We start from the raw sequence: 25,086 nt of genomic DNA, 5'->3' as shown, positions 1-25,086 counted from the left end.
CAGGCTAACGCTCCCCCTGCCGCTCCCCCGGGGCATGTTCCAGCAGGAAATCGACGAAGGCGCGGTTGGCGAGCGAGAGGTAGGTATCCTTCTTCCAGGCTATGAGCAGGTCGAGGGACAGCGGGGGATCGAAGGAGACCGCGGCGAGATCGGCATCCTCGGCCACCACCATCTTCAGGAAGATCGAAATCCCGGTACCGTTTCGCACCAGCGACTTGACCAGCGAGAAGAGGTTGGTCTCGAAGATGATCCTGGGCGCGCCGCCGATTCCCTTGAGTGCCTCGAGGAAGAACTCCCTGATGTAGTACCCCTCCTTGTAAAAGACCAGCGGTTCCCCGATGAACTCGGCGAGGGTAACCGCGGAGCGGCCGGCGAAGGGATGCCCCAGCGGCACGCAAACCACGATCTCCTCGCGCAGGAAACGGCGCACCTCCAAGGTCGGGGGAAAGGCCGCGCTCCCACCCCCCGCCACCACCCCCATGTCCAGCTCCCCCTCCCCTATCATCTTCTGTATCCGTCCCGACCCCTCCCCGAGCACCGAGATGCTCAGCTGCGGGTATGCCCTCTTGAAATCCCTGAAGATGTCCGGAAAGAAGTAGGCGCTTATCATCGGGGTGATGCCGATCCTCACCTCCCCCCTGCTGAGCCCCTTCAATTCGGCCATCTCCAGCTCCGCGCCGCGCAGGTCGTCGAGAATCCGCCTGGCGTGGGAAAGGAAGATCTCCCCCTCCGCCGTCAGCGACACCTTCTTGTCCTGGCGGTTGAAAAGGACCAGGTCGAGTTCCTCCTCGAGCTTCTTCACCGCCATGCTGACGGCGGGCTGGGCGATGCGCAGCGATTCGGCCGCCTTGGTGAAGTTGGCGAGCCGCGCCACCTCCACGAAATACCTCAACTGCCTGATGTCCATGCCGCCTCCATTCATAACAAATAGCTATCGAAGCGATAAGCATTATATATTTTTCTTATGGAACGGCAATCGCTATAGTTGCTTCCAAGGGCGGTCAGAAACAGGGAGAACCAATGGGATCCATCAAGAGCGGCACCAAAAGATACCGGCAGATCAACTGGGCATTCTTCTTCGCCGGGTTTGTCACCTTCATCACACTCTACGACGTGCAGCCGCTGTTGCCGGTTTTCACCCGCGAGTACGGCGTCAGCGCCATGTTCGCGAGCCTCCCGCTTTCCGTCTCCTCCTGCGCCCTCGCCATCTCCATGCTGTTCGCCGGCACCATCTCCGAGACGCTCGGGAGAAAAACGGTGATGGTGGCGTCGCTGCTCACCACGTCCGTCCTGGCCTATCTGACCTCCCAGACCCACAGCCTCGAACAGCTGGTCGTCGTGAGGTTCCTGCAGGGAATCGCGCTGGCCGGGCTTCCGGCGGTGGCGCTGGCCTATCTCAGTGAAGAGATCGCTCCGGCCTCGCTCACCTCCGCCATCGGGCTCTATATCAGCGGCAACGCCATAGGCGGCATGACCGGCAGGATCTTCACCGCCACCATGGCGGAGGCCACGTCCTGGCGCACCGCCCTTGCCGTCATCGGCGCGGTCTGCTTCGCCCTCAGCCTGTATTTCGCCAAGAGCCTCCCCTCCTCCGAAAACTTCAAGAAGCGCCCTTTCGCGGTGCGTTACCTGTTCAGCTCCCTGTACCGGCAGTTGCAGGACCCGGGGCTGCTCTGCCTGTACGGGATCTCCTTCCTGATCATGGGGAGCTTCGTGACGCTGTACAACTACATCACCTTCCGGCTTCTGGGAGCGCCGTACCACCTCCCGGCCTCGCTGGTGAGCCTGATCTTCCTGGTCTACATGCTGGGATCCTTCAGCTCCTCCATGATCGGGGTGCAGGTGGAGCGTTTCGGGCGCAGCCGGATGCTCTTTCTCACCATAGGCACCATGGTCGCCGGGGCGCTTTTCACCCTGAGCCGCGACCTCGGCACCATCGTCACCGGGATCGCCATCTTCACCTGTGGCTTTTTCGGCGCCCACACCATCGCCTCCAGCTGGGTGGGTAGCCGCGCCAGGACCGCCCGTGCGCAGGCCGCCTCCCTCTACCTCTTCTTCTACTACCTCGGCTCCAGCATCTCCGGCACCGCCGGCGGCGTGTTCTTGAGCTCCTTCGGCTGGCACGGCGTGGTGCTCCTGATAATGGGGCTTTTGGGGGCGGGGCTGGTGCTATTGAAAGTACTCACCAGCTGCGCCGACGCCGACTGCCCCGCCCGCGGCGCAGTTGCCACCCTCGACGTGCTTCGCAGTTAACCCCTCAAGTTCCGTTGCTGCATGCCGATAAATGCCTCAGAAGTCAGGAGGAGCAAAGCATGCAGGAACTCATTCGTGTAGCGGACGGGGTAGCCATTCCCCTGGAAATGTTAGGAACCTGGGACAAGGTTTCCGAGTTGGCCTCGAAATACGGTCGCGTCTTCGAGGCCGACCTCGGGCGGCTCGGATTCAACCTGCGCCCCATTTACCATCTGAACAACTACATCGGCGGCGAGCAGGCCATAGCCTTTGGCACAGCCACCTCGTCGAGGCTGCAGTTCGTGCTCCGTCCCGACATCTACAAAGCCATGGTAGGGAGCGTAGTCCACTGAACTCCGCGCCAGGCGGGGGAGCCGTCGCCCGACTCCCCGCTTGCCTCCCGCACCGTCCGCCCCCGCTCGCCCCCCGGTTCACTCCTTCCCCTCCGTCCCATCCTTCCCATCCTTCCCATAACTCCCATCATTCCCATGCTTCCCGCAGCTTCCATCAAGACTCTCCCCCCACAAGACAAAAAAGATCCCCAAACCCACAAACCCGGTTTTTATGACTTAGGTCAAGGTCGCTGTCAGCATTAGCCGCTAGAGTCACATCATCGAAGCGGCACACAGGAGCCGGGGGCTGCCATAAGGCCCGCTTCAACAGATTAAGCTTAGCCAGGAGAAACGATGAAGACCTTTTTGAAGAACCTTTTCGGTATGACCACCTCAACTCAAACAAACGCTAAGGAGGAAGTGATGGACAACATGTTTTGCTACCAGTGTGAACAAGCCGCCAACGGCGGTTGCTCCAAAGTCGGTGTCTGCGGCAAGAAGCCGGAAGTAGCGGCTCTGCAGGACCTGCTCATCTACAGCCTGAAAGGGATCGCCTTCTGGGCCAACCTCGCCCGCGAAAAAGGCGCCAAAGATGCAGCCATCGACCGCTTCATGCTGGACGGCCTCTTCACCACCGTGACCAACGTCGACTTCGACGCCGAGGAAATCGCCAAGCTGGTACGTGAAGCAGCCACCCTGCGCAACCAGGCACAGGCACTGTACGAGAAGGCCAACGGCGCCCCCTACACCGGCACCGTACCCGAGGCTGCGCAGGCGTTCCACGCCGGCACCACCTCCGAGCTGGTCGCACTGGGCGCCAAGCACGGCGTCAAGAGCGAAGAGATCGACGCCGACGTCCACTCCGTGAAAGAAATCCTCATCTACGGCATGAAAGGGTACGCAGCTTACGCCCACCACGCATTGGTGATCGGTCTCGAGAACGACGAGATCTACGCCTTCACCCACAAGGCGCTGGCAGCCACCCTCGACCTCACCCTCGGCCTCATGGACTACGTCGGCCTCTCCATGGAGTGCGGCAGGATCAACCTGGTCACCATGGAACTGCTCGACAAGGCCAACACCGACAGCTTCGGCCACCCGGTACCGACTCCGGTACAGCTCGGCACCAAGGCGGGCAAGGCAATCCTCGTTTCCGGCCACGACCTGCGCATGCTCGAAGAGCTCCTGAAGCAGACCGAAGGCAAAGGGATCAACATCTACACCCACGGCGAAATGCTCCCCGCCCACGGCTACCCGGGTCTCAAGAAGTACGCCCACCTGGCCGGCAACTTCGGCGGCGCATGGCAGGATCAGGCCAAGGAATTCGTCGACTTCCCCGGCGCCATCATCTTCAACACCAACTGCATCCAGCGCCCGGCCGAGAGCTACAAAGACCGCCTCTTCACCTGGGGACTGGTCCAGTGGCCGGACGTCAAGAACATCAACGGCTGGGACTTCTCCCCGGTTATCGAGAAGGCGCTCTCCCTCCCCGGCTTCGAAGAGGCCCCGGGCAAGGAGATCCTCACCGGCTTCGGGCACAACGCGGTCCTCGGCGTGGCCGACAAGGTCATCGACGCGGTGAAAGCGGGTCAGATCCGTCACTTCTTCCTGATCGGCGGCTGCGACGGCGCCAAAACCGGCCGTAACTACTACACCGAGTTCGCCGAGCAGGTACCGTCCGACTGCGTCATTCTCACCCTGGCCTGCGGCAAGTACCGTTTCAACAAGCTCGACTTCGGCGACATCGGCGGCATTCCGCGCCTTCTGGACATCGGCCAGTGCAACGACGCCTACTCCGCGATCCAGATCGCCGTGGCTTTGGCCGGCGCCTTCAACTGCGGCGTCAACGACCTGCCGCTCTCCTTCATCCTCTCCTGGTACGAGCAGAAGGCGGTGGCTATCCTCCTCACCCTGCTCCACCTGGGCGTGAAGAACATCAAGCTGGGACCGAGCCTCCCCGCCTTCATCACCCCGAACGTGCTGAACTTCCTGGTCGAGAACTTCAACATCGGCCCGATCGGCACCGCCGAAGGCGACCTGAAGCAGATCCTCGGGTAATCGAGCAAATCGCAGCATGAACAAAAAGGCGGCCCCGGTAACAGTACCGGGGCCGCCTTTTTCTATTCGCTCTTCCCTACGGAGGGGGGGATCTTCGCACCTGCTCCCCCTCCCTAACCTTCCCCTCCGGGGAGGGAGCTCTACTTCTCCTCTTTGCTCTCTTCCGGAATGGCTTCCGTCACGCTCTCGCAGATGATCTTCTTGCTGTCCCGCATGTCCGAGTATTTGAACCCGCCACCGAGCGTGGTGGGCGAGCAGACGTTGTCAGGCGAATTGGCGTTCACGAGGCAGATCGCGCAGGTCACGGTCGGATTATCGGTGAGTTTCTCCACCTCCTCGACCAGGCCTTTACTGTGCAGATAGCAGATGTGTTGCTCATGATCGCCTGCACAGACACAAGTCACTTTTGTTTCCATCACTTCCCCCTGGGTTGTCTCCGGTTGGTCCGGCTGAACTACCGGCACATCAAATATGCTATTCCTTTTCACTCTCTATGTCATCCGGCAGCGGTCCCTGACTGCGGATCATTTCTGCATCGGCTTTTTCTTCTGTTTGAGCGCTTCCTTGAGCCGCTGCTGCGCCTGGGCGATCAGCATCTGCTGCGTTCCTTCGCCGCTCTCACCCTCTGCCGGCTGGCGCTGCAGGTAGCTCCCGTCCCCCTGCATGTCCCACGCTGAACGGTGGTCCGCATCGTGACAGTCGAGGACGGTCCTCAACTCCGAGGTCAGCTCCGGCGCCGTGACCGGACAGAGAACCTCTACCCGCGCCTCGAGGTTTCGCTTCATGGCGTCGGCGGAAGATATGAAGTATTCCTCCGCGCCGCCGTTTCTGAAGTAGTAGATCCGGGAATGCTCCAGGAAACGCCCGACGATGCTCACCACCCGGATGTTATCCGAGAGCCCCGGGATGCCCGGTCGCAGCCGGCAGGTGTCCCTTACATACAGGTCGATCTTCACTCCCGCCATCGAGGCGCGGTAGAGCGCCTTGACGATGTCGCCATCCTCGAGCGCGTTCATTTTGAACCGGATCAGCCCGCCGCCGCTTTCCTGGTGCAGCGCGACCTCCCGCTCGATGCGGGTCAGGAGGGCCTTCTTCAACAGCTTGGGCGCGGGCATGACCGCGCGGTAGTTGCGTTTGGCGGTGAAGCCCGTGGTCAGGTAGTTGAAGAGTTCGGTGACATCCTGGGCGATGGTGTCGTCACAGGTTATGATCCCGACGTCGCTGTAGATACGGGCGGTTTCGGTATGGTAGTTGCCGGTGCCGATGTGGACATAGCGCCTGAGTCCCTGGAAGTCCTGGCGCACCACGAGGATCACCTTGCAGTGGGTCTTCAGCCCGACCACGCCGTAGGTGACGTGGATCCCCGCCTCCTCCATCACCTCGGCCAGGTGGATGTTGGTCGCCTCGTCGAAGCGCGCCTTCAGTTCCACGACCACCGCCACCTGCTTGCCGTTTTGCGCCGCCTGCACCAGCGCATCGATGATGCGCCCCTGGATCGAGGTGCGGTACAGGGTCATCTTGATGGCGCGCACCTTGGGATCGTTGGCCGCCTCGCGCAGGAAGCGCTCGACGGAGGTGGAAAAGGAGACGTACGGGTGCTGCAACAGGAGCGAGCCCATGTCGCGGATGGTGTGAAAGATGTTCCTCTCGGCAGGAAGTTGCGGGTGGTCGATCGGGTGGTGCGGCGGGTCGTGCAACCGCGGGTAGTCGAGTTTGGAGATCTCGAAGAGGTCGCGCAGGGCGAGCATACCCGAAACCTCCAGGACGTCGTTTTCCTCGTCCAGTTCCAGTTCGGCAGCCAGCCGGCCGCGGTGCAGCGGCTCCATCCCCGCCCCCACCTCGAGCCGCACGATCGGCGCGAACTTGCGCTCCTTCAACTCCGACTCGATCATCGACATCAGATCGTCCGCCTCCTCCTCGTCCTTTTCGGTGTTGGCGTTGCGGGTGACCCGGAAGATCTCGCAGGAGACGATGAGCATCCCCGGGAAGAGCATGTCCAGGTTGTTCATCATGACCTGCTCGATGGGGATGAAGTGATCTCCCTTGCCGACCCGGATGAAGCGGGGCGTACCCAGGCCGATCGGCACCTTGACCCGCGCCAGGGAGTGCTCCCGCGATTTCGGGTAGCGCAGCGTCACCAGGAGGTTGAGCGAAAGGTTCGAAATGAACGGGAAGGGGTGGGCCGGGTCGATCGATTGCGGCGTCAGGAGCGGGTAGATATTGGTGTAGTAGTGCTCGCGCAGCAGCTTCTTCTCCTTGGGCGTCAGGGTGTCGTAGCTCTCGATGACGATCCCCTTCCCTTCCAGGAGTTCCCTCACCTCGCGGAAGGCTTCCCTCTTGGCCGCCTCGATCTCGCGGACCGAGGCGTTGCATTCGGTTACCTGCTGGCGCGGCGTCCGGCCGTCCAGCGTCAGCTCGTGCAATCCGGCGCCGATCTGCTGCTTCAGGCCGCCGATCCTCTTCATGGCGAATTCATCGAGGTTGGAGCTGACGATGGCGATGAATTTCAGCCGCTCCAGCAGCGGGGTACGCTCGTCCGTCGCCTCGTGCAGCACCCGGCGGTTGAACTCGAGCCAAGTCAGCTCGCGGTTGAGGTACCAGCGGCTCTCGGCCAGATCGAACTCCGGCTGCTCCGGGCCGGCCGGCCCTTTCGGTTTGGGAGGCTGCTTCGCGCCCGCCTTGGCTGCCTTCGGCTTGACCGTCTTGACCGACTTCGGCCTGACCGTCTTGGCCGCCTTGGGCTTGACCGCCTGCGGCTTGGTCGCGTCGGGATTGGTAATCTTGGGCTTGGCAGCCTTGGCCGTTTTCGCAGCCTTGGCAGTTTTCGTCGCCTTGGCGGCTTTGGGGTCCTTGGTTGCCTTGACGCTTTTGACAGCCTTGGGAGCTTTCACCGCCTTTGACGCCGTATCGCTCTTGGCTTTGCCTGTCTTGCCGCGTTTGTCCTGCTTCGGCGCCTTCTGCTTCACCCCTTTGTCGTGCGGGGCGGAGATGACAGTCACATTGGCATCGATGAAGTGAGGATTACTCTCTAAAGGATGATCCGGCGCCTCAACGTCCTGGACCGGAAGCATTTGCTGGATATCGAGCACACTCTGAAGAGGAGACTCCTGCTCATTTACCAGTTGGAAGACATCCTCTTCTTGCTCGATGTTTTGGGGTACGACAAGCTTGGTCTCCATGACCTTAGATCTCCGGCTTATAGGATGATAATATTCTTACACTATTATGTGAGTAAGGCAACCGATGCCGCTTTTTGAGTGCCCGGAACAGAGAAAGGCCCCCGCCGGTTCTGTTGCCTCTTTCCGGTCGGGGGCCTTTTCCTGTCGCCGATGATGCTTTTTATTCCACAGGCGGGATCTTCCGCGCCCGGGCCGCCCTCTTTCTCAGTATCTTCATAACGTCAGTCGAACTCAGCTCTCTCTCCTTCTGTTGGCGCCGCTCCACGATGACCACAACGGGTGCTTCCTCCTTCGTGCCATCCTTCTCGCCCATGGTCCACCTCCAGCTGCGGCGGCATCCGCGTCGCAGCGTCCGGTTAATGATGATCATTTTATCTTCATTGCCTCTCCTCGCCACCCTCCGCGCCAATTTGCTTATCCCGAGGCTCCCTCTATACTGCTAGGGTCGCAATCCACGCAGCCTCCCAAGGAAGCCGATGAAGATACTCCTTTTGGCGATGCCGGACGCCGCCAACAACTTCCATCGCATCATCAAGGTGCCCAACCTGGGGCTCTGCTCCATCGCCGCCCAGCTCAAGCTGCACGAGGTGAAGGTCGTGGACCTGGTGCTGGTGCACCGGAACATCCAGGCGTGGCTGCAGCGCTTCCTGCACGATTTCCGGCCTGACGTGATCGGCATCAGCAGCATGAGCTTCCAGTACGAAAGCGCGCTGAGGGTGATGTCGATTTGCCGCACCTTTCTCCCCCACACCACGCTGGTGCTGGGAGGGTATCACGCCACCCTCTCGTACCGGGAGCTCACTCACGACTCTCCCCCTTTTGATTTCCTGCTGCGCGGTGAGGGGGAGCAATCTTTCCCGGCGCTTTTGGAGGCGCTGGACGGACAGCGTACCCTCTTCGATGTACCCGGACTATCCTGGCGCCACAATGGCGCGTTCATCCATAACACGGCCGGACCGCTGCTCGATGTCGCGCGGCTACCACTACCCGAGCGCGACGCCCGCGTGCTCGACGGCTTCACCTATTTCGACCGCAAACTCGACTGCGTCGAGACCTCCCGCGGCTGCACCATGACCTGCACCTTCTGCTCCATTACCGGGATGTACGGGACCAGTTTCCGCTGCTACGGCATTGAGCGTGTCATCGCCGACTTGAAGGAGCTGCAAAAGCGGGGCACGCGGACCGTGCTGCTGGTCGACGACAACATCACCCTGGACAGCCAACGCTTTACCAGCCTTGCCCGTGCCATCGTGGAGCACGGACTGAACAGCATGGAGTACCTGGTGCAGGCTTCGGTCGCCGGCATCGTCGCAGATCCCGAACTGATACCGGCGCTGGCCCGGGCCAATTTCGCCATGGTGTTTCTCGGCATCGAGTCGGTGCTTCCTCAAAACCTGGCTCTTTTTCAGAAGGGGGATATCAGGGAAAAGACGGAGCGGGCGGTACGCCTGCTGCGGCAGCATGGCATCGGCGTGATGGGTGGGTTCATCATCGGCAACCCGGACGACGGGCCGGAGGAGATCCGGGAGGTGTTCCGCGCCTCGCGCAGGCTCGGCATCGACCTTCCCTACGTGCAGTGCGTGACCCCGTATCCCGGCACCAGGATCAGGGAAGAACTGCTGGAGGCGGGCCTGGTGACCAATCCCGACCGCCTGAGCAGGTACACCGGGTTCATGTGCAATGTGAGGACGAAGCGGCTCAGCGTAGGGCAGTTGAACAGGATCATGAACTGGGAAAACCTGAAGGCTTTTTTCAGCCCCTCCATGTTCATCGGCAACTACTTCGTCAGGAAGCGTGAGAAAGGTGCGCTGAAGGTGCTCTTGAACAACCTCGACCTGGTCCGGGGATTCTTCACCGGCGACCAGTTCCGCTCCCGGCACAGGTTTTAAGGACTCTAACGGCTCTAACGGCTTTAACGGACGTTCTAGGTTCTATGTTCTACGTTAAAGTTCCCAGCCCTCCAGCGGCTGCCTTCAGACCTTCCTCAGCAAGCACGCATGTGCGGAGAGACCGGCACCATAGGCGAGCAGGACGCACCACTCGCCGGCGGGCATCCCCTCCTGCAGCATCTCTTCCAGCACGAACCACACGGTCGGCGAGGACATGTTGCCGTACTGGGAGAGTACCTTCCGTGTCGCCCGGAGCCGCTCTTCCGGGATTCCCACCTGGTCCCGCACCGCATTGATCACCTTCTCTCCGCCCGTGTGCAGCGCCCATCCGCCGATATCGCTCTTGGCGACGGGGGACGCTTCGAGCAGATCGTCCACCACCTCGGCCGCCGCCTTGCCGACCAACCCGGGGAGGTCGGTCGACAACTGGTTGTGCAACTCCCCCCCCTTGTGCACGAACCGGATCGCCTCCCGCTGCTCCGGCACGTAACGTCCGGCGGATCCGTACAACTCGAACCCGGACGGCTTTTCCCACAGCACCGCCGCCGCGGCCCCGTCTCCAAAGAGCGCGTTGGAGAGGATGAGGCTCAGGTCGTTCCCCATCTGAAAGGCGGCGCTGCAGATCTCCACCGCGACGCTCACCACCACCCCTCCCGTCATCCTCAGCATGGACTCGGCAACCTGCAGGTTGGGGATGGCGCCGCCGCACCCACTGCCGACGAGATCGTACAGCCTGGCGCGTGGGGAGAGCCCCATCCGCTGCGCCAGATAGGTCGAGATCCCGGGACAGATGTATCCGGTACAGGTATTGACCACGAGCCCCTTCACCTGCTGAACCGTCACCCCCGCCGTTTCCAGCGCCTTGGTTACCGCCTCGGCCGCGAGGCTGATGGACTGCTCCGTGAAGCGCGCCACCCGCTGGTCTTGCGTTTCGCTGAAGATGCGGGCGGGGTCGTCCACGGCGAAGTGCCGCTTCTCGATGCTCGGATGCTCGAAGGTAGCTCGGATCAGCCCCATGCTTCTCGGCGTGAGCGTTTCCCTGAAATGCTCACGAACCAGGTCGGCGGTGACCCTCTGGCACACACTGAAGCGCGGCACGGCGGACGCTATCGATGCGACGTACGCTCTCGCTCCCGGGGACTCCCCCCCGGTAATGGCTGCATCGCTCATTCTCCCCTCCTTTCGGCAACGCCCCAGAGCGCACCGGAGTACATGTCATTGAACGCGGCGTCGTATAGCCGCAGCATCTCCTGCCGGTACCGTTCATCCACCCGCACTGCTTCCCTGCTCCAGCGTTCGCAGTAGCCGCACCGGGAGCAATCGCCGCTCCGGCAGTCGATCTCTCTCATGCCGTCCAGGAAGCCGTCCAGAAGCCGGTTGTCGATAAAGACCGGGTCCCAGGGAAGGCCGGCCAGCAGGCCGCGCTTCTCCGCCAGCCGCTTGAGGCGGAGCAGCCCCGTCTGGCTGACGGCCATCGGGCGGAAGAAAAACCTGGCGAACCTCTGGAAATCGAGCAGGCGCCCCCCCTTCGGCGAGCTGGTCTTGTAGCCGTAGGGCTGGATCAGGTCCAGCAGGTTGCCGTCGAAACGCCCCTCGGCGTAGGCCCGGACCCGGCGGGCCAGCACGTCGGTGGGCGCCCCGCGCTCCAGTATCTTGAACGAATTGAAACCAAGGCCGGTATAGACCTTCATGTCCTCAGGCCTTATGAACTCCGAGCGCAGATAATGGGACGGGTCGGCCAGTTTCAGCGCGGAACACTTGAGCGCGCAGTAATCGATCATGAAACCGCGGCTTGCGTGCCCCTTTTGCGAGGCGTGGGAGAGGTTCACCATGTGCTGACCGGAGAGGGGACAGAAGATGAGGCAGTTGGAGTTGGCGATCAGCTGCAGTTCCAGGCCCACCGCCTGCCGGATCGACCCCAGCATGGGGAAGTCGCGGTTCACCGCGATCGATTCGAGGGTGATGCAGTCCGCCCCGAGGTCCTCCCAGAACCGGGCCTTCGCCACGCAGTCGACCCGCGCGTACACGCCGACCCGCACCTTGAGACGCGGATGACGCTTCTTGATGATGGGGAGCAGAAAGGGAAGGGAAACGGTGACCGAGGTAACGCCGCATTCCTCCACGAAAGCAAGCAGGCGCTCCAGTTCCGCCTGCCCTTTCCGGATGAACTCGCGGTTGTCCATGCAGGCGGGGTTCACGAGGTAGTTGAAGCCGATACCGCGGCGCGCGGCTTCCTGCACGTGCGCCCTGAACCGCGCCTTGCTCAAGGGGGCCAGCATGAAGGAGGCCCGGCCTCCCCCCACACTGTCGGCAGGGAGCTTCCCGAACAGCTCGGCGACGGGGTACCCTTCCAGCGCCGGCAGGAGATCAGCTTCGAAATTGGTAGCGACGGAGAATTTCATGGGCTCTCCCCGGAAACGACCAGCAACCAGAAAGGCTCGCGACGGACGTGGACGGACGTGGCTCCCGCCTTCGCCGCGCATTCCCGCAGCTCGCCGGCGGTAAACGCCTTGAGGACCGAAAGAGGGCCATCGTAGCGGGTCATGCGGTTACGGGTGAAGATCCTGGTGAGCAGGTAGATGAGAAAATAGGCGATCCAGCTCCTGCGCAGGTCCATGACGATGAAGCCCCGCCGTGCCACCCGGAGCATCTCCTTCATCGCCGTTACCGCTTCCGGCTCCTTCATGTGATGCAGGCTCTTGCTGCAGAGCACGACGTCGAAGCTGTGGTCCCGAAACGGCAGGTGCAGGGCGTCCGCAACCATCAGCTTGATCTCGGGGTACCCACTGGCATACCGGCGCGCGATATCGATGGTCCTGCTGTTTACGTCGACGCCGGTAACACTGACGCCGAGCCCCTGCCCCCTCGCCCACTCGACGATGGCAACCGGAAGGTCGGCTGAACCGGTCGCTACATCGAGCACGGAGATGTGCCGCTGCCCCTGCACCTTGCCGGAGAGGTGCTTCAATAGAGCCCGGGTGTCGCCCAGGTAGCGGTTCACCGTCCTGAGGTCGGCGAGGCTCTCCTCAAGTTCCTCCTGGGTGCAGACCTCCGGAGGGAGGTCGAGGAACTCGAGAGTTGTCCTTTTGCGGGGGATCAATGGCATATGGCTCGCGTGCTGCGTTCGTTTATTTGGGCCACGTGGGGCTGGTCAACTCGATGCGCCAGACGGGACCGCCAGTAGAGAGCGGCCCCTCGAACTTCACGAAGGCGGGCACCTCGTCCATGATGGTCCAGATGTGGTTGTCCGGCGGGCTCTTCCCCAGGAGCGCAGCAGGGAGCCTCAGCAGGCCGAGGTGCGGCTTCAGGACATAGTGGACGGCGGTCCTTTCCACGTCGCCGATCTGGGCCTTGGTGCTGCCCGCCGGCGCCATCTCCAGCTCTATCACCCTGGGGGTCGGGGTGAAAACGACCATGTGGATCGTTTCCCTGCTCCCCTTGGTGAGATTCTTCATGACGGTGGGAACCATGCCGTTATAGACGTCCTGGGGGAGCTCCAACTCCCCTTCGAGCACCTTCTCGCGCCCGTCTTTGCCCTTCACCTTTACCCGGTACTTGCCGGTGACGCGCTCCAGGGTGACATCGAGGTCGTCCTCGAACGCCTTCCCCTTCTGGATCAGCCGGTAGCTCTTCAACAGGAATTTGTGCTGCTGCGAGAAGACCACCGTCTCGTCGTGCAGCGAGCCGTCCTTGAAATAAAGAACGACCCGGGTCTTTATCTCACCTTCCCTCGGGAGCTGCAGGAAATCACCTGACGCTATGCGCCGGCCGGCAGAATCGTTCAGTTCCAGAAAGCCCCGCGCCATCCCCTCGGTGAAATGAACCGCGACGGGAGCCCCGTGCGCGGGGCCGCATGAGAGGACCAGCAGCAACATGAACAGCAGGCAGCACTGGACCAAAGGGAAGGAAGACTTGTCGTGAACGGGCTGCATATACTCTCCCTTGGGGCTGACCGGCCTCGGCACCAGGGTGCATCGATTGCGGTCACGGCCGTTTCTGCGGCAGATCACTCTGACGCCCCCTAAAATAAAACCTGAATTGCAGATAACCATTACCGCCGCGCCGGGTCCCCCCCCTGCCCCCGCCATGTCCTTAGTGCACCCCTGGCATATCCTGCGTAGCGCCAGAAAGGTGTCGGCAGCCCAATCGCAGTACCGATGCGGCGCAGAGTCCCCAGTCCGAGGGCTTGGGTTTCGGTGAGGTGGATGCAGCGGCCGTGGTGCACCCCGCGGTCCAGCAGCGCCCGGGCTCGTTCCGGGGTCAGCTGCGGGGAGAAATAGAAGGACGGCATCAGCAGGTCGTCATCCGCGTGGACCGCCCCCTCCTGCAAGGCAAGCAGGTGCAGCCCAGTCCCGGGATAGATACGCAATCCCGTGGTAATGAAGGCGCCATCCTTGCTGCCGACATGGCGGTTAAGAAAAGCCACCGTCTGCCCCAGGGTCTCCTCGTCCTCTTTGGGGCCGCCGACGAGAAAGCACCAGAGCGCCCTCAGGCGCGAGCGGCCAAGGAGTTCGGCCGTGCGGTTAACGTCGTCCTCGTCGAACCCCTTCTGCAAGGCGGCCAGCGTGGCTCCCGCAGCGCTCTCGGGGGTGATCACCAGCGACGTCATGCCGGCCCGTTCCATCAGCCGGAGCTGCTCCGCCGTCACCCCTTTCGGCGAGAGGGAGGAAGCGCAGAACCGCGCCTTCACGTCGCGTCTCAGCACCTCTTCCAGCAGCAGTTCCAGGTACCCCTCAGGCTCGTTGAAGATGCTGTCCACGAACTCGAATTCCCGGGCTGAAGTTTGCCGCATCGACTCGATGATCTCGTCCACCACCGCGGAAGGGTCCCGCACCCGCCAGGATTCCCCTTCTATCTGACGGTACGTGCAGTAAAGGCAGCGATGGGCACAGCCCCGTTTCCCCTGGACCGGGAGCACCGGTTCCTGTGCCAGGTACCTCCTGGCATCGACCCACTCATGCAGCCGCGGCATCACCGATTGGTCGCAGTGTCCCCGGAGTGGAGCGGATTGCTGATCTGGCGCACCATTCCTGCAGACCACTCCGGCCACCCGCCCGGCTGCGTCGGCATTACCCGCGCTGAAAAACTCCACAGCCGCCCGCTCCCCCTCCCCCACCACGGCGTGATCAAGTTCCAGGTATTCCAGTACCTGGTGCGGCAGGATGCTCACCCCGGCCCCTCCGATGAGGACACGGGCACCGGAGTGGCCCTTTATGGCGCGGACGACGTCCCGTACTTCGGGAAGGTAAGACTTCGGCGCGAGGAAGTTGCAGTTGTCGAGATTCCTGACAGAAAGGGCAATGCCATCCGGTGCGAACCGGGTGAGCGCCGCCACGACAGCGGCGACCGGTTCGCGCTCGAAGCAAAGGTCCAGGAAGCGGACGTGGAAGCCCGCCTGTCGCAGTGCTTCGGCTACCCAGGCGGCCCCGAGCGGTACCGCCGGCTGCGGTGCCGTCTCACGGTTCGTGCTTATCATGAGTATGCGTGACGACACGAGGGAGTCTCCCGGCACTGTACTTTCTGCGGAGCGCGCAGACACAAAAAAGGTATTGAACGCCATAAGAGCCCGGAGTAGAATGATTCTTATGGAGGGAAGCAAAAACAGCGACTTTGACAACCAAATCAAAACAACTCCAGATGCATGAAGCGGCATGTGGGGTTGGTAACTGGCGTTCGGTAGACCAAGCCGATAAGGCTCTAGATCTCCTCCGTTATGGCATAAAAAGACCAGAAAAGGATGGCCCTGGTATCAACTTCATGCAGCAAAAACCCATCCCGCACGGATCGAGCAGGTTCTACGTGGACGTCAGTTATTTTTTCAGAAAAAGCTCGGTGAGCAAAATCATCGGGCTTTTTTTATGCTCTCCGTTTGCCCTTCCCGCTCTTTGATCACCTCTTGGCACTCTCACCAGATCCAGAAGGGAATGAATTTTTTACAGAGTCTTAATAGTAGCAGACTCCGCAAATTTCGCTGCCTGGTGTCACGGTTCACTGCACTTTCTGTTAAACTACCCGACATGGACCTCTCTGACCTTCCCCTGAATCAGTGCCGCCTCTCCGACCGGGAGACCCTGGCCTACCGCCGTTATGGAAACGGCCCGGCAAAGGTAGTCCTCGTGCACGGCCTGGCCGCCAGGTCCGAGACCTGGTGCGACGTGGTCCCCCTATTCCCTACCAACCGCTATACCCTCTACCTCCTCGACCTCCTCGGCTCCGGAGCATCGTCCAAACCGGGGCGGGCCGACTACTCCATTCGCGGGCACAGCCTGCGGCTGCTCTCGTTCCTCGACCGGCAGGGACTGAACCAGGTAACCCTTGTCGGTCACTCGCTCGGCGGTGCCGTGGTGTTGCTTGCCGCGGTCGAGGCGATGCTGCGCAAGGCGGAGGGCCTGCTCGCGGCGATGGTGATCATGGCCGGCCCCGGGTATATTCAGCGGCTCCCGCTCATGGCCGAGATTTTCGCGAACCGGCTGGCGGCGGCGCTGTTCATTGCCCTTTACGCACCGGACCTCTGGATCAGGGTCGGATTGAAGATGGCCTACTACGATCACAAACTGGTCGACCGGGAGCACATCGCCAGGTATGCCCCCTGCTACCGGAACAGGGAAGCGAAGCGCGCGTTGGTGGAAACGTGCCGCAGCCTGGTTCCGCTGGACCAGGAAGAGATCGCCGCCCGTTATCAGGACCTGCGCCTGCCGGTGTTGTTGCTCTGGGGAAGTCACGACGGCATCGTCCCTCTCTCACAGGGAACCCGCCTGCAGTCGGTCATCGTGGGGGCCGAGCTCCAGGTACTGGATCAATGCGGCCACAATCCGCAGGAGGAAAAGCCCGCCGAAACGTTCGCAATCCTCAACAGTTTCATCTCGCGCAGCACAAACTTCACTGAATGAGTGTAACAGGGCATTGATCTTGAGGGAGGGAGGTGGTATCTTTGGTGTGTTACAGTGCCTATTTTATTCATTAAGGAGATGAAGCTATGACAGCACGCCTGATTGCAAGAATTATCGTCGGCATGACTGCAGTTGCCTTGTTAGCAACCGGTTGCGCCACCAATCCTGATGGCAGCTACGAATACAAGAGGACGACTCTGGGCGCTCTTGGTGGCGCGGTGCTTGGTGCCGGCGCCGGTGCGCTCATCGGCGGCAAATCCCATCGGGGTCGCAATGCGGCGATCGGGGGTCTCACCGGTGCAGTCGTGGGCGGCGGTGTCGGCAACTACATGGACCGTCAGGCAGCCGCGCTCAAGAAGGAGATGCCGCAGGCAGAGGTGGTCCGTGACGGCGACAAGGTCTACGTTGCACTTCCGTCAGGGATCCTGTTCGACCTGGGCAAGGACACCCTGAAGCCCGAGGCCAAGGACGCCCTGAGCAAGGCCGTCCCCACCCTGAGGGACTCGCAGACCACCATCGTTATTGAGGGACATACCGATTCCTCCGGCTCCGACGCGGTCAACCAGCCCCTGAGCGAGCGGCGCGCCGGCCGCGTGCGCGACTTCCTCATGTCCCAGGGGGTCCCGGGGACCAAGATGGCCGCAGTCGGTTACGGTTCCTCCCGCCCCGCGGTTGCCAACGACACCGAGGCCAACAGGGCCCTCAACCGCCGCGTGCAGATCGAGCTTTCCCCGAACGAGAAGCTGAAAGCAGAGGGGAGCGGCAACAACTGATTGGACGAGAAACGGGACGCCCGCCAAGGCGTCCCGTTTCTTATTCCGGCAATCCCACCATCTCCGCGAGCGCTACTTCACGAACGTCCCCTTCTGGTACTCCTCGAACGCCACCTGCAACTCCTCCTGGGTATTCATGACGATGGGCCCGTACCACGCCACCGGTTCCCCGATTGGCTTCCCCGATATCAGGAGAAACCGCACCGGGTTCCCCTGTGTGGTCACCGAGACCACGTCCCCATCCTCAAACAGAATCAGGTTCTCCGGGCCGCACTCGCACTGCCGCTCGAGGTCGAAGTAGCTGGTCCCCACCACCTCGTGCCCGTAGGCGTTGCGTTCGTGGTCGAAGTACCCTTCGCCGTCGATGACATAGGCAAGGACGGTGTACCCCCTTTTAATGGCATGGGTGAAGGTGGCTCCTTCCGGCATGGTAACGTCGAGGTACTCGGGATCGGCAACCACGTCCCGCACCGGTCCCTGGACTCCGCCCGCCGTGCCGGCGATGACCCTGACCTTGATACCGTTCATGGTCACTTCCGGGATCTCTTCGGCGACGATGCCGCGGTAGCGTGGCGGCATCATCTTGTGAGAAGCGGGAAGGTTGGCCCAGAGCTGGAACCCCCACATGAGCCCCTCGTCGTCCCCCAGCGGCATCTCCTGGTGAATGATCCCGCTGCCGGCGGTCATCCACTGCAGGTCCCCCGGGCCGATGACGCCCTTATTGCCCATGCTGTCGCCGTGCTCCACCCTGCCGTGCAGCACGTAGGTGATGGTCTCTATGCCACGGTGTGGATGCCAGGGGAACCCCTTCAGGTAGTGGGGCGGGTAGTTGGAGTGAAAGTCATCCATGAGCAGGAAGGGATCGAACATGGGGACCTCGTGATTTCCAAAGGCCCTCTTCAGGTGCACCCCGGCCCCCTCGATGGTGGGCTTACTCTTCCAGACCTTCTTGATCTTCCGTAGTGCATCCATAATGGCTCCTTTCCCTTCTTTTGTAGGACCGGCTCGCCCGCGGTTTCAGCGGGATGTCAGCACTTTCAACAGGGCCTCCGCGGCCGGCGCCGAGGATGCCGGGTTTTGCCCCGTTACCAGCTTTCCATCCACCTCGACGTAAGGTCCCCATATCACGCCGCTGCGAAAGTCAGCTCCCCGTTCCTTCAGCCGGTCCTCCAGCAGGAAGGGGACAACGTCGGTAAGCCCCACGGCCTCCTCCTCGGCGTTGGTGAACCCGGTGACCCGCTTGCCTCGAACCAGAAAGTCACCGTCCTTTCCCTTGACGTCTCCAAGCGTCGCCGGTGCGTGGCAGACAGCGGCTATCGGCTTATCGGCCCTCGCGAAAGCCCCGATCAGCACTATGGCATCAGGGTCGACAGCGAGATCCCACAGCGGACCGTGGCCTCCCGGAAAGAAGACGGCATCGTAGTCATTCACCGACACCTCGCGCAGACGAATGGAATGCGCCAGGTCATCCTGTGCCGCCTGGTCCTCTTTAAAGCGGCGGGTGGCTTGCGTCTCGTTTTCCGGCAAGTTGCTCTTCGGGTCGACCGGCGGCATACCTCCCTTGGGCGACGCTATGGTGACTTTGACACCCGCATCACGAAAGACATAATACGGGGCGGCCAGTTCTTCCAACCAGAAACCGGTCTTCTCTCCGGTGTCCCCCAGTCTGTCATGGGAGGTTACCACCATCAGAATTTTCATGGCTGACTCCTTTGACTCAAACATTCGAACAGATCTGCGATGCCTGGGCACGCACCTGTATCTGTGTACAACATTCAGAGGGATTATCAACCTTATCTGCGCACTGCTGCCGCAGCGATATTTCGCCTGCGTCGAGGCCGCACGAGGTTGACAGTCCAGACAAGCGTGCTTACGTTTTATTAAAACCACGCCAGGAGTCTCATCATGAGCGAAAAGGATATTGAGATAGTCGAAGCTGAAGTAAACGGCAAACAGCAGGAGGGGGGGCTGGTATTGGCTTCGGAAGTCCTGCCGCTGGGGCTTCCCGTAATCCCTCTGCGACCGCGTCCCGCGTTCCCCAACATGCTGGTTCCGATGGTACTGAACGATCCGCACCAGGTCCAGGCGATCAAGCGGGCAATGGAAACACCGGGGCAGGCGATCGGCCTCGTGCTGGTGAAGGATCCGGAGAAGCCGGACGGCGCAGACAACCTGCATCGCGTGGGCGTCGCCGGAAAAATCGTGAAGATGATGCACCTTGATGACGAAAACGCCCAGTTCCTGCTCAATACCCTGGAGCGTTTCACGATGGTGGAACTGCACGAGAATGACGGGGCGCTGTTCGCCACAGTGAACTACCAGTACGGCACCGAGCTTTCCGTCAATCCGGAATTGAAAGCATACTCTATGGCTGTCGTCAGCACGTTGAAGGAACTGGTACAGATCAACCCGCTTTACTCCGAGGAAATAAAGCTGTTCCTCGGGAGGTCCAGCATCGACGACCCGGGAAAGCTCGCGGATTTCGCCGCCAGCCTGACCTCCGCGGACGGACAGGACCTGCAGCGGGTGCTGGAACTGTTCGACGTGCGCAAGAGGATCGACCTCGTGCTCACCCTGCTCAAGAAAGAGCTGGAAGTGTCCCGCTTGCAGACCAAGATCACCAAGCAGATTGAGGAAAAGATCAGCCAGCAACAGCGAGAATTCTTCCTGCGCGAGCAGCTGAAGGCCATCAAGAAAGAACTGGGGCTGGAAAAGGAAGGGAAGGCAGCCGAGGCGGAGAAGTTCGAGGAGCGCCTGAAGCACCTCAAACTGAACGATGAGGCGCAGCGAACAGTGACCGAGGAACTCGAGAAATTCAAGCTCCTGGAACCGGCGTCGGCCGAGTACCATGTCACTCGCAACTACCTCGACTGGCTCACCATCCTCCCTTGGGGCAAGTACAGTAAGGACTCCTACAACGTGGACAAGGCGAGGCGAATTCTGGACCGGGACCACCACGGGTTGAACGACGTGAAGGATAGGATCACTGAGTTCGTAGCGGTTGGCAAGATGAAAGGCGATATCTCGGGGTCCATCCTTTGCCTGGTCGGCCCTCCGGGTGTCGGGAAAACCTCGATAGGCAAAAGCATCGCCGATGCACTGGGGCGCTCCTTTTTCCGGTTCTCCCTGGGCGGTATGCGGGACGAGGCCGAGATCAAAGGACACCGCCGCACCTACATCGGCGCCATGCCCGGTAAGTTCGTGCAGGCAATGAAAAGTGCCGGGACAGCCAATCCGGTGCTGATGCTGGACGAAATCGACAAGATTGGTGCCTCCTTCCAAGGGGATCCGGCATCCGCCCTATTGGAAGTACTCGACCCGGAGCAAAATGGCACCTTTCGCGACCATTACCTTGACGTCCCCTTCGACCTTTCCAACGTCCTGTTCATCGCGACGGCGAACCAGTTGGACACCATCCCCGCCCCACTGCTGGACCGGATGGAGATCATCCGGCTTTCCGGTTACGTGCTAGAGGAGAAGATGGAAATAGCCAAGCGCTACCTGATCCCGAAGGCACTGAAGAACCATGGTCTTAAGCCGGGCAAGGTCACTATCCGGAAAGATGCGCTGGCCGCCCTCATCGAGGGTTGGGCGCGGGAAGCAGGCGTACGGACGCTGGAGAACCGGATCAAAAAGGTGATGAGAAAGGCGGCCAAGGAATTCGCAGGTGGCAGGATAGAGCCGATTGTGATCGCACGCAAAGATCTGGTGGATTACCTGGGCCAGCCGGTCTTCACCACGGAAGAGATTTTCGAAGGGGTACCAGGTGTGGTGACCGGACTCGCGTGGACCTGCATGGGGGGCGCCACGCTTCCCATCGAGGCGACAGCCATGGCAAGCAAGGGTAAAGGGTTCAGACAGACCGGCCAGTTGGGCAACGTGATGATTGAGAGCTCGGAAATAGCGTATTCGTACGTGATGGCGCATCTGAAGGACTTTGGAGCGCCGGAGGATTATTTCGACACACACTTCGTGCACCTTCATGTTCCAGCCGGCGCCACCCCGAAGGACGGCCCGTCCGCGGGCGTAACCATGGCAACGGCATTAATCTCGATGATAAAAGGAAAGCCGGTACGGAGTAAATTGGGAATGACCGGGGAGCTGACCCTGACGGGACGGGTACTCCCCATAGGCGGCGTGAAGGAGAAGACCATCGCTGCACGGCGGGCCGGCCTGAAGGTATTGGTGTTTCCGGAAGCCAACCGGAAAGATTTCCAGGAACTGCCGGACTACCTGAAGGAAGGATTGGAAGTGCATTTCGCAAAGGAATACAAGGACGTCGCCAAGGTAGCGTTTGGCAGCCCATAGGCACCCCTATGAGCACCCTATAGCCCCCCTCTCCCCCTGGGAGAGGGGCGGGGGTGAGGGCGTTGCCACAGCAGGGATGAGACTGCGAGGACCAACTGGCAAGCCTTGATTCAGGACGCGAAAAAGCCCCGCCTGGACGAACCTGGCGGGGCTTTCTCTATTAAATTCCCTGCGGCGACCTACTCTCCCACACCGTTACCAGTGCAGTACCATCGGCCCTGAGAGGCTTAACTTCCGTGTTCGGGATGGGAACGGGTGTGACCCTCTCGGCATAGCCACAGAGAAACTCGTGGTAAGGGCGAATGATTATTCGCCCCTACAGTCTATTTCTCTTCAATTGCATCATCATGAATGTAGGTTGCAGCACCGGCAGTTTATGATCGGGGGGTGGAGAACCACCCCCTCTCTAAGAATTTTTTATGGTCAAGCCTCACGGCCGATTAGTACCGGTAAGCTGAACGCATTACTGCGCTTACACACCCGGCCTATCAACGTTGTGGTCTACAACGGGCCTTTAGGGGATTGCTCCCAGGGATACCTAATCTTGAAGGAGGCTTCCCGCTTAGATGCTTTCAGCGGTTATCCTTTCCGTACATAGCTACCCAGCGACTGCTCCTGGCGGAACAACTGGAACACCAGAGGTACGTTCAACCCGGTCCTCTCGTACTAAGGTCAACTCTTCTCAAGTATCCTACGCCCACAGAAGATAGGGACCAAACTGTCTCACGACGTTTTAAACCCAGCTCGCGTACCGCTTTAATTGGCGAACAGCCAAACCCTTGGGACCTACTTCAGCCCCAGGATGCGATGAGCCGACATCGAGGTGCCAAACCTCCCCGTCGATGTGAACTCTTGGGGGAGATCAGCCTGTTATCCCCGGCGTACCTTTTATCCGTTGAGCGACGGCCCTTCCATACAGAACCGCCGGATCACTAAGACCTACTTTCGTACCTGCTCGACTTGTTGGTCTCGCAGTCAAGCTCCCTTATGCCTTTACACTCTACGGCTGGTTTCCAATCAGCCTGAGGGAACCTTCGCGCGCCTCCGTTACTCTTTGGGAGGCGACCGCCCCAGTCAAACTACCCATCAGACAGTGTCCCCGATCCGGATGACGGACCTGGGTTAGACATCCAAACAAACCAGGGTGGTATTTCAAGGTTGACTCCACCGAGACTAGCGTCCCAGCTTCAAAGTCTCCCACCTATCCTACACAAGCTTATTCGAATGTCACTGTCAAACTGTAGTAAAGGTGCACGGGGTCTTTCCGTCTTTCTGCGGGTACTCGGCATCTTCACCGAGAATTCAATTTCGCTGAGCCACTGGTTGAGACAGCGCGGAAATCGTTACGCCATTCGTGCAGGTCGGAACTTACCCGACAAGGAATTTCGCTACCTTAGGACCGTTATAGTTACGGCCGCCGTTTACCGGGGCTTCGGTTCAAAGCTTCACCTTGCGGCTAACAAATCCCCTTAACCTTCCGGCACCGGGCAGGCGTCAGACCCTATACGTCGTCTTGCGACTTTGCAGAGTCCTATGTTTTTAGTAAACAGTCGCTACCGCCATTTCTCTGCGACCCTCTTCAGCTGTGCGAGCGAATCGCCTTCACCAAAAAGGGCATACCTTCTCCCGAAGTTACGGTATCATTTTGCCGAGTTCCTTAACCAGTGTTCTCTCAAGCACCTTAGGACATTTATCCTCACCCACCTGAGTCGGTTTACGGTACGGTCACCTGCTGTCTGAAGCTTAGAGGCTTTTCTTGGAAGCATGGGATCAACGACTTTACGGGGATACCCCCTCGTCATCAGTTCTCAGCGTTGAATGGAAGAAGGGATTTGCCTCCTCTTCCCGCCTACGACCTTAAACCTGGACAACCAGCGCCAGGATCGTCTACCCTACTCCGTCCCCCCATCGCAACAACAGGTGGTACGGGAATATTAACCCGTTTCCCATCAACTACGCCTTTCGGCCTCGCCTTAGGGACCGACTAACCCTACGCAGATTACCTTTACGTAGGAAACCTTGGGTTTTCGGTGACAAGGTTTCTCACCTTGTTTTTCGCTACTCATGTCAGCATAATCTCTTGTGATACCTCCAGCCGTCCTCACGGTCGACCTTCGCAGGCTTACACAATGCTCCCCTACCACTTGATCCTTAAGGATCAAATCCGCAGCTTCGGTACTATGCTTAGCCCCGTTACATTTTCCGCGCAGACCCACTCGACCAGTGAGCTATTACGCTTTCTTTAAAGGGTGGCTGCTTCTAAGCCAACCTCCTGGTTGTCTGGGCATTTCCACATCGTTTTCCACTTAGCATAGATTTTGGGACCTTAGCTGGCGGTCTGGGCTCTTTCCCTTTTGACTACGGATCTTATCACCCGCAGTCTGACTCCCACAATAACAGTTAGCGGTATTCGGAGTTTGGTTAGGTTTGGTAACCTGGTGAGGCCCCTAGCCCATCCAGTGCTCTACCCCCGCTACTTACTTTGTGAGGCTATACCTAAATATATTTCGGGGAGAACCAGCTATCTCCGAGTTTGATTAGCCTTTCACTCCTATCCACACCTCATCCCCTGGCTTTTCAACGCCAGTGGGTTCGGGCCTCCACGAAGTGTTACCTTCCTTTCACCCTGGACATGGATAGATCACCCGGTTTCGGGTCTACCCCTGCAACTAATTCGCCCTATTAAGACTCGCTTTCGCTGCGGCTCCGTTCCATGAACTTAACCTCGCTGCAAAGGGTAACTCGCTGACTCATTATGCAAAAGGCACGCGGTCACACTGGATTGCTCCATAGTGCTCCCACTGCTTGTAGGCATACGGTTTCAGGTTCTATTTCACCCTCCTCATTGGAGTACTTTTCACCTTTCCCTCACGGTACTGGTTCACTATCGGTCAGAGAGTAGTATTTAGCCTTGGGAGATGGTCCTCCCGGATTCCCACGAGGTTTCACGTGCCTCGCAGTACTCGGGGACACCCTAGGGTGACTCATGGTTTCGGATAAGGGGCTATCACCCACTATGGCCGGCCTTTCCAGACCGTTCTCCTACCAATCATCAATCCCACGTCGGGGCCCCACAACCCCGGTACCATCGAAATGGTGCCGGTTTGGGCTGTTCCGCTTTCGCTCGCCGCTACTGACGGAATCACTATTGTTTTCTTTTCCTGAGGGTACTTAGATGTTTCAGTTCCCCTCGTTCGCCACATAGAGCTATGAATTTACTCTACGTTACTGGAGCATTACCTCCAGTGGGTTTCCCCATTCGGAAATCTCCGGGTCAAAGCCTGTTTAGCGGCTCACCGAAGCTTATCGCAGCTTACCACGTCCTTCATCGCCTCTCTCTGCCTAGGCATCCACCGTACGCCCTTAGTAGCTTGACCATAAAAAAACTGTAAATGATCTCACTGCCATGCATACTTCCCGAAACG

The 25,086-nt window shown here is 60.1% G+C and carries 18 protein-coding genes and 2 rRNA genes; 7 read left to right on the top strand and 13 right to left on the bottom strand.

From position 1 onward, the window contains the following. Window positions 1–4 precede the first annotated feature (4 nt). Window positions 5–907 carry a LysR family transcriptional regulator gene (locus tag KP001_RS21200; RefSeq protein ID WP_217287457.1) on the bottom strand — a complete coding sequence of 301 codons (903 nt, stop codon included), beginning with the start codon at window positions 905–907 and terminating at the stop codon, window positions 5–7. A gap of 113 nt (window positions 908–1,020) precedes the next feature. On the opposite strand from KP001_RS21200, the gene KP001_RS21195 reads away from it, so the two are divergent. From KP001_RS21195 to hcp, 3 genes are all read left to right on the top strand, one after another. After that, a complete protein-coding gene (locus KP001_RS21195; RefSeq protein WP_217287456.1) occupies window positions 1,021–2,253 on the top strand; it encodes an MFS transporter in 1,233 nt (410 codons plus the stop codon). A gap of 59 nt (window positions 2,254–2,312) precedes the next feature. Then, window positions 2,313–2,585: a hypothetical protein gene (locus KP001_RS21190; RefSeq protein ID WP_183348426.1), complete on the top strand. Its 273-nt coding sequence runs from the start codon at window positions 2,313–2,315 to the stop codon at window positions 2,583–2,585. A gap of 402 nt (window positions 2,586–2,987) precedes the next feature. Further along, entirely contained in the window at window positions 2,988–4,622 is a 1,635-nt protein-coding gene (hcp, locus tag KP001_RS21185; RefSeq protein ID WP_302466979.1) for a hydroxylamine reductase, read from the top strand. 140 nt (window positions 4,623–4,762) lie between these two features. Here the strand turns inward: hcp and KP001_RS21180 are convergent, their stop codons facing one another. The 3 genes from KP001_RS21180 to KP001_RS21170 all read right to left on the bottom strand — a co-directional run bounded on the left by KP001_RS21180 (window position 4,763) and on the right by KP001_RS21170 (window position 8,114). Continuing rightward, on the bottom strand, window positions 4,763–5,038 hold the full coding sequence (locus tag KP001_RS21180; protein ID WP_217287455.1) for a hypothetical protein: 276 nt from the start codon (window positions 5,036–5,038) through the stop codon (window positions 4,763–4,765). A gap of 108 nt (window positions 5,039–5,146) precedes the next feature. Then, the gene (ppk1, locus tag KP001_RS21175; protein ID WP_239027846.1) at window positions 5,147–7,801 is read right to left on the bottom strand and encodes a polyphosphate kinase 1; all 2,655 of its coding nucleotides are present in this window, start codon (window positions 7,799–7,801) and stop codon (window positions 5,147–5,149) included. Between the two features lie 160 nt (window positions 7,802–7,961). Beyond that, window positions 7,962–8,114, bottom strand: a complete 153-nt coding sequence (locus KP001_RS21170; protein ID WP_217287454.1) for a hypothetical protein — start codon at window positions 8,112–8,114, stop codon at window positions 7,962–7,964. A 163-nt stretch (window positions 8,115–8,277) separates the two neighbouring features. Here KP001_RS21170 and KP001_RS21165 point away from each other — a divergent pair, with 163 nt between their 5' ends. After that, window positions 8,278–9,690 carry a B12-binding domain-containing radical SAM protein gene (locus tag KP001_RS21165; protein ID WP_217287453.1) on the top strand — a complete coding sequence of 471 codons (1,413 nt, stop codon included), beginning with the start codon at window positions 8,278–8,280 and terminating at the stop codon, window positions 9,688–9,690. An 84-nt stretch (window positions 9,691–9,774) separates the two neighbouring features. On the opposite strand, the gene KP001_RS21160 is transcribed toward KP001_RS21165, so the two are convergent. The 5 genes from KP001_RS21160 to KP001_RS21140 form a co-directional block, all read right to left on the bottom strand. Next, window positions 9,775–10,860 carry a type III polyketide synthase gene (locus tag KP001_RS21160; RefSeq protein ID WP_217287452.1) on the bottom strand — a complete coding sequence of 362 codons (1,086 nt, stop codon included), beginning with the start codon at window positions 10,858–10,860 and terminating at the stop codon, window positions 9,775–9,777. Beyond that, window positions 10,857–12,092 carry a U32 family peptidase gene (locus tag KP001_RS21155; RefSeq protein ID WP_217287451.1) on the bottom strand — a complete coding sequence of 412 codons (1,236 nt, stop codon included), beginning with the start codon at window positions 12,090–12,092 and terminating at the stop codon, window positions 10,857–10,859. The genes KP001_RS21160 and KP001_RS21155 overlap by 4 nt, the downstream gene beginning before the upstream one ends. Next, a complete protein-coding gene (locus tag KP001_RS21150) occupies window positions 12,089–12,796 on the bottom strand; it encodes a methyltransferase domain-containing protein (protein WP_217287450.1) in 708 nt (235 codons plus the stop codon). Before KP001_RS21150 ends, KP001_RS21155 begins: the two co-directional genes overlap by 4 nt. Window positions 12,797–12,818: 22 nt before the next feature. Beyond that, a complete protein-coding gene (locus KP001_RS21145) occupies window positions 12,819–13,622 on the bottom strand; it encodes a hypothetical protein (RefSeq protein WP_239027845.1) in 804 nt (267 codons plus the stop codon). Between the two features lie 119 nt (window positions 13,623–13,741). Then, on the bottom strand, window positions 13,742–15,184 hold the full coding sequence (locus KP001_RS21140; RefSeq protein WP_239027844.1) for a B12-binding domain-containing radical SAM protein: 1,443 nt from the start codon (window positions 15,182–15,184) through the stop codon (window positions 13,742–13,744). Window positions 15,185–15,707: 523 nt separating this feature from the next. Here KP001_RS21140 and KP001_RS21135 point away from each other — a divergent pair. Then, window positions 15,708–16,580, top strand: coding sequence for an alpha/beta fold hydrolase (locus KP001_RS21135; protein WP_217287449.1), 873 nt, complete (start codon window positions 15,708–15,710; stop codon window positions 16,578–16,580). Window positions 16,581–16,666: 86 nt separating this feature from the next. Then, a complete protein-coding gene (locus KP001_RS21130; RefSeq protein WP_217287448.1) occupies window positions 16,667–17,353 on the top strand; it encodes a YiaD family glycine zipper/OmpA-like lipoprotein in 687 nt (228 codons plus the stop codon). 72 nt (window positions 17,354–17,425) lie between these two features. On the opposite strand, the gene KP001_RS21125 is transcribed toward KP001_RS21130, so the two are convergent. Continuing rightward, a complete protein-coding gene (locus KP001_RS21125) occupies window positions 17,426–18,325 on the bottom strand; it encodes a pirin family protein (RefSeq protein WP_217287447.1) in 900 nt (299 codons plus the stop codon). 45 nt (window positions 18,326–18,370) lie between these two features. Then, the gene (locus tag KP001_RS21120) at window positions 18,371–19,054 is read right to left on the bottom strand and encodes a type 1 glutamine amidotransferase domain-containing protein (RefSeq protein WP_217287446.1); all 684 of its coding nucleotides are present in this window, start codon (window positions 19,052–19,054) and stop codon (window positions 18,371–18,373) included. A gap of 204 nt (window positions 19,055–19,258) precedes the next feature. Here KP001_RS21120 and lon point away from each other — a divergent pair, with 204 nt between their 5' ends. Then, entirely contained in the window at window positions 19,259–21,661 is a 2,403-nt protein-coding gene (lon, locus tag KP001_RS21115) for an endopeptidase La (protein ID WP_217287445.1), read from the top strand. Window positions 21,662–21,827: 166 nt separating this feature from the next. On the opposite strand, the gene rrf is transcribed toward lon, so the two are convergent. Together rrf and KP001_RS21105 are read right to left on the bottom strand one after the other, a co-directional pair. Continuing rightward, window positions 21,828–21,944: ribosomal RNA gene (gene rrf, locus KP001_RS21110) — 5S ribosomal RNA — on the bottom strand. Window positions 21,945–22,080: 136 nt separating this feature from the next. After that, window positions 22,081–25,038, bottom strand: a 23S ribosomal RNA gene (locus KP001_RS21105). Window positions 25,039–25,086 lie beyond the last annotated feature (48 nt).

Origin of the sequence: Geomonas subterranea (assembly GCF_019063845.1) — a bacterium.
GTDB lineage: Bacteria > Desulfobacterota > Desulfuromonadia > Geobacterales > Geobacteraceae > Geomonas > Geomonas subterranea.
Note: the sequence above shows the minus strand (reverse complement) of the source record. Positions and strands in the feature narration are given on the sequence as shown.